This window comes from Desmonostoc vinosum, assembly GCF_059505385.1.
In genome coordinates this window covers 1-5,206 of the sequence record NZ_JCACKM010000269.1, presented here as the reverse complement: position 1 = coordinate 5,206, position 5,206 = coordinate 1, and the positions used below count along the sequence as shown (strand labels likewise).

General features: G+C 40.0%; 6 protein-coding genes. 2 read left to right on the top strand and 4 right to left on the bottom strand.

Annotation, left to right across the window (positions count from 1 at the left end; translation table 11 throughout):
• Positions 1 to 93: 93 nt before the first annotated feature.
• Both egtB and egtC read right to left on the bottom strand, forming a co-directional pair.
• A complete protein-coding gene (gene egtB / locus AC5JMF_RS29125) occupies positions 94 to 1,350 on the bottom strand; it encodes an ergothioneine biosynthesis protein EgtB (protein WP_495799186.1) in 1,257 nt (418 codons plus the stop codon).
• A 98-nt stretch (positions 1,351 to 1,448) separates the two neighbouring features.
• A complete protein-coding gene (gene egtC / locus AC5JMF_RS29120) occupies positions 1,449 to 2,237 on the bottom strand; it encodes an ergothioneine biosynthesis protein EgtC (protein ID WP_495799185.1) in 789 nt (262 codons plus the stop codon).
• A 199-nt stretch (positions 2,238 to 2,436) separates the two neighbouring features.
• On the opposite strand from egtC, the gene AC5JMF_RS29115 reads away from it, so the two are divergent.
• Both AC5JMF_RS29115 and AC5JMF_RS29110 read left to right on the top strand, forming a co-directional pair.
• Positions 2,437 to 2,787 (top strand): DUF6717 family protein, encoded by a 351-nt coding sequence (locus AC5JMF_RS29115; protein WP_495799184.1) that lies wholly within the window; start codon positions 2,437 to 2,439, stop codon positions 2,785 to 2,787.
• Between the two features lie 360 nt (positions 2,788 to 3,147).
• Complete coding sequence (locus tag AC5JMF_RS29110; RefSeq protein ID WP_495799183.1) at positions 3,148 to 3,909, top strand: nucleotidyltransferase domain-containing protein; 762 nt, start codon at positions 3,148 to 3,150, stop codon at positions 3,907 to 3,909.
• Positions 3,910 to 3,967: 58 nt separating this feature from the next.
• Here the strand turns inward: AC5JMF_RS29110 and AC5JMF_RS29105 are convergent, their stop codons facing one another.
• Both AC5JMF_RS29105 and AC5JMF_RS29100 read right to left on the bottom strand, forming a co-directional pair.
• The gene (locus tag AC5JMF_RS29105; RefSeq protein ID WP_495799182.1) at positions 3,968 to 4,345 is read right to left on the bottom strand and encodes a DUF423 domain-containing protein; all 378 of its coding nucleotides are present in this window, start codon (positions 4,343 to 4,345) and stop codon (positions 3,968 to 3,970) included.
• Positions 4,346 to 4,390: 45 nt separating this feature from the next.
• The gene (locus AC5JMF_RS29100; protein WP_495799181.1) at positions 4,391 to 4,879 is read right to left on the bottom strand and encodes a hypothetical protein; all 489 of its coding nucleotides are present in this window, start codon (positions 4,877 to 4,879) and stop codon (positions 4,391 to 4,393) included.
• Positions 4,880 to 5,206 lie beyond the last annotated feature (327 nt).

Below are 5,206 nucleotides of genomic sequence, written 5' to 3'. Positions count from 1 at the left end.
GACTGGGGACTGGGGACTGGGGACTGGGGACTGGGGACTGGGGACTGGGGAATTGGTGTTTCTCCCCCTCATCCCCCTGTTCCCTGTTCCCTCTCATGGTGTAGCAGCACAACGAAACCCAGCAAAAATTTGGCGCACGCTGGGATAATACCAGTTACGAAAACTAGGACGTAGCACCCAAGGACGAGTTGCCCAACTGCCACCTTTAAGGACGCGATGCTTTTGGTCAAAATATACTTGTGAGTAACCTATGTAAGGGTAACTTTGGAAACCGCTGTAACCATCAAACCAACAAGCAGTCCACTCCCAAACATTTCCCAAGGTATCATACAAGCCGTAAGCACTTTGCCCAGATGGATAGGCATTGACCGCTGTTGTTTTACCTATGAGGCGATCGCAATTACAATGTTGAATTGGTGCTGCATTTTTCCAAGGATAAATGCGGCGTTGGTTGACTTTTGCATCCCAGCTTGCTGCTTTTTCCCATTCAGCTTCTGTGGGTAGTCGCTTGCCAACAAACCGCGAATATGCATCGGCTTCATACCAACTGACACCGCAAACTGGGTGATCATTGTAAATGCGATCGTTACACCAATAAAGTGGTTGTGTTACCTGTTCATTTTGTAGCCATTCCCAGCCAGATTGCGACCACCAACAAGAATTTTCATACCCTCCAGATTCCATAAATAGGTGATACTGCCCACAAGTCACAGGATAACGGTCAATTAAGTAAGTGTCTAAATATACTTTATGTGCTGGACGTTCATTATCTAGAGCATTAATTGAGTTACTTCCCTGCTCAAATTCACCAGCAGGGATTTGAATCATTTGATGATTGATAACGGATACATCGACTTGGCCCAGTACAACTAACTGATCGCTGATTACTGATAACTGTTGAATTTTCACCAATTCCAATACATAACTAATAATTTCATAATGTTGACTTTCGTGCTGAATCAAAAACCGCCAAAGACTTTCTTGCTGCTCAATATCAGCTACTTCTAGATATTCCAGAACTTTTTTTCTGACTGTTTCCAGATAATAAAGGATTTCTTCTAGATTTGGTAATTGAACGCGCTTTGATTTGGGTAAACCATCAGCCGCAAATAGCTTACAATATTGCGGAAACATACAAGGACTACCTGCACTACGTTCTAACAACCACAAAGATTCAGTATAAGCAATATGTCCTAAATGCCAACCAACGGGGCTAAAGTCGGGATGAGGCTGACAGCGAAATATGCCTTCATCCATATTCTCAAATAGAGCCAAAGTTTGAGGACGACATTCATTAAAAGCTAAAAAAATAGCCTCTTTCAAACTATATATTGACGGACAACGGTCTATAACGAAAGGATAAAAATCTCTTTTCCAATTCCTCACACTTCGACTCCTTCGACTACGCTCAGCACAAGTCCGCTTACTACAAGTTCCCTATTTTTAAACTAAATTTTCTCAATTCTAATATCACAGTTTTCATCCACACTGATGATGCTATTTTCTGGGCAAGCAGTCCAATGACCAATAAATAGCGGTTCGGATGCAATAATTACAGACTGGGGGAAAGTAGGGTCATTTTTTAACAAATACAGAGAAGGTGCGGGTGATTTTGTAGTAAAGCGAGAAGCTATGAGGCGATACCCGTCACTGATCACCACGTTGGCAGAAACATAAGTATTATAGGTATGGGCTAAGTCAAGCAGTTCTCGCAAAGTAATATTTAAGGCTTGCTCTAGAGTTTTGTCTGGGTTAGCTTGCCAGTAAGACAGCAACAAAGCAAATATGTGTTCAGAGTCCGTAGTTCCATTAACAGACTGGTAAATTTCATCGTTTAATTGGTTACGTATTGGCCTGTAAAGTGTCTGGCGAAACTTTTCAATTCGGCCATTGTGGATAAATAACAGGTTCTGATATTTAAAAGGCTGGCAGTTACTTAAATCTAAAGCTTGACCTAATGTAGCACTGCGAACATATGCTAATGCACATCCTGTTTCGATGTAACGGCTCAAACTTGGCAGATTAATATCATTCCAAATAGGCAGGGTATTTTTGTAAGTAAAAGGTTCAGTATCTTTTTGATGATGATACCACCCCATACCAAAGCCATCAGCGTTGACAACTCCAGAAATCATTTCTTGTGGTTGATAACTCTGAACTATCAACGAGTGTTCTGGTTTATACAAAAGAGGTTCCAGGTAAATTGGTGAACCGAGGTAAGCAAGTAAACGACACATGATTATGTATTAGCTCCTAATAGCTTTATAAAATAATCTGTATAACTGAGAATTTCCTGATTATTTGATAAATTTACTCAGCAGAACCCATCACTTAAAGTAAGTTAGTATAAAAAATTAAAATTTAATATTTAGAGAATGCGATCGCCACAAATATCTTAACCATGATCAATATATAAATTTAAACAGAGGTGGCTTAATGACTAATTCCATGATGGTAATTTTTCCCTATCGACATCATCAAACATGGGTATTCGATGATGAACATACGAGGCTAGTTCAAGAACCTTTTGTAAGTGGCGTACCTGAGATGATTGACGTTTTGGTTCAAGATATACCGAATGTGGATGAAGGTTTTAAGCTTTTGTTTTCTGCAAATCCTTTTCCCGGCTATCAAGCAGAATTAATTTGGTTAAAAGAAGAATATAACGGCCATTGGTATTACTGGAGTCAAAAAAATATGGAAGGATGGCTATGTCCAGCTTTATTTAAATATTTTACTGAACCGCCAATAAAAATATATTGTAAAGCGGAAAGTCTTTATTCTTGAGGTGGAGAATGGGGAATTGGGAATGAGGCAAAGATTTTTTTAGTGTCATTATATAGCAGTCATAAATCATTTGTGAAATTTCTCAACTCTCGATTTTCTCTCTTACTCTTGGCGTACTTGGCGTCTAACCTGTGGGAAGCCGCTACGCGTCTAAGGCGGTTCAGTTAAAAAATTTTTTTTACAACTTAGATAATATTGCTATATAGGACTCATATTTGATTTCTGAAAAAACTCCGTATACATTGAAAAGGTTGATTACCTACTCCCTACTCCCTACTCCCCACTCTCTGCCCACGCAAATAATTTCATGAATCAAGTCAGATTCCTATATCTATTTAATTTAATTTTGTGGAATTATTTATGAATCTGCCGGATTATATTAACACAATTATTGAACAACAGCCTTACCCACTTTTATTTGCAACTCTTAGCGGCTCTCATTTATATGGTTTTCCTTCGCCAGATTCGGACTATGATTTGCGGGGAGTGCATATTTTACCAGTTACAGAAGTTGTGGGTTTAAATACTGGGCGTGAAACTATTGAAATTTCAGAAATCCGAGAAAAATTACAAATAGATTTAGTAACTCATGAGGTGAAAAAATTCTTTTTGCTCTTGCTCAAAAAGAATGGTTATGTGCTAGAGCAACTGTATTCACCTTTAATTTTAAAAAGCACCTCAGAGTATGAGGAATTAAAGATTATTGTTCAAGGTTGTATAACTCGCTATCACTGTTATCATTACTTTGGTTTTGCTAAAACGCAATGGCAATTATTTGAAAAAGAATATCCCCGTCGAGTTAAGCCATTATTATATGTTTATCGAGTATTATTAACTGGAATTTATTTGATGCAAACAGGAATTATTGAAGCTAATATAATCAAGCTCAATGAAATTTTTGATTTACCATATATTCCTGATTTAATTGTCCAAAAGTTGACAGGTTTAGAAAAATCTGTTTTGTCTGATGCTGATGTGAGTTTTCATCATCAAGAATATCAACGACTGCGTAATCAATTGCAAGCAGCACATGAAGCGAGTACGCTACCTGAAGCACCCTCAGCCAAAGCGGCTTTACATGACTTACTGCTACGTTTGAGAATAGGGAATGGGGGGAATTGATTATGCTCCCCCAGCCCCCTGCTTCCCTATCTCCCTAGTCCCTAGCTCCTCATCTTGACTACTTGAAACTCCAAGCGGCAAAAGCTAAAGCAGTCCAACCCGCAAGAAAGGCTGCACCACCTATTGGCGCGATCGCTCCTAATGATTTAATACCACTTAGACTCAGGGCGTACAAGCTGCCGCAAAAAATGGCAATGCCAATAATAAATAACCATCCGCTTGCTATCAGGCTAGGTGGAGGTGATTCGGTGCGACTAATTAGTAATGCTACTAACAAAAGTGCCAAGGCATGATACATTTGGTAACGAGCGCCAGTCTCAAAAATTGAGAGCGATCGCTCACTAATTTTTTCCCTCAATGCATGAGAAGCAAAAGCACCAGCTGCAACAGACAAACCGCCTAAAATGGCAGCTATACTTAAAAAAATCTGCGTCATGAGACTTAGCTGTTAATCGGCAAAGAAAGTGAAGTGGAGTGAGTTTTAGATATCAAAATGATATGATACAGCTCCTTCCTCATTCACCTGAAAATTCGCGTGGAATTCTTTAGCTTTATCGTCTAAATATTGTCTAGCGGTGGCTGCTGGTAATTGTGATTGGATCGCAAAATTTAAAACGGTTATCCGTCCATCATTTTCTAGTAGCATTTGATAGAAAGTTGATTGAATGCGATCGCTTAGTTGTTGCTGAATCAACTTTTTCTCTTGCCGACTTTGGCGATACAAACCTAATGTTAACCACCCTCCCAATATTGTGCTAGGAACGCCAAACATCAGAAAACCTGCCGCAGTCTCATCAAATATTGGTGTATCCTTCACTGCTGAAAACTCAACTGAGCCATCCCAACTTACAGGAATTGTGACTGATTTTTGCACAGTCATTTTTTCCAGTACCGTCGATACTGATAATGTTAAAAACATGAATCCGAGTGTTAGTAGCCAACCAGCAGCGAGTTTTTCAGCAGTTTTCATAATCCCACTTCAGATTTTAACTTTGCTTGCGATTTTAACCTTACTTGCGCCCAGTTTCCATTAAGTGTGGGGAGTGGGGAATTCCCCGTGGCTTCGATTTCGCTCAGCCCACGGGGAATTGGGAATTGGGAATGTTGTTATTTCTCCCCTGCTCCCTGCCTTTCAAGGGTAGGTTTTTCATATTCAGTCTGAAAAAACCTATTTTTTCGTTCCGAAATCTTTCTCCGCGTCCCCGTGTCCCCGCGTCCCCGCGTCCCCGCGTCCCCGCGTCCCCGTGTCCCCGCGTCCCCGCGTCAACCAAAACGCGAAATCTAAAAAACCTACCCA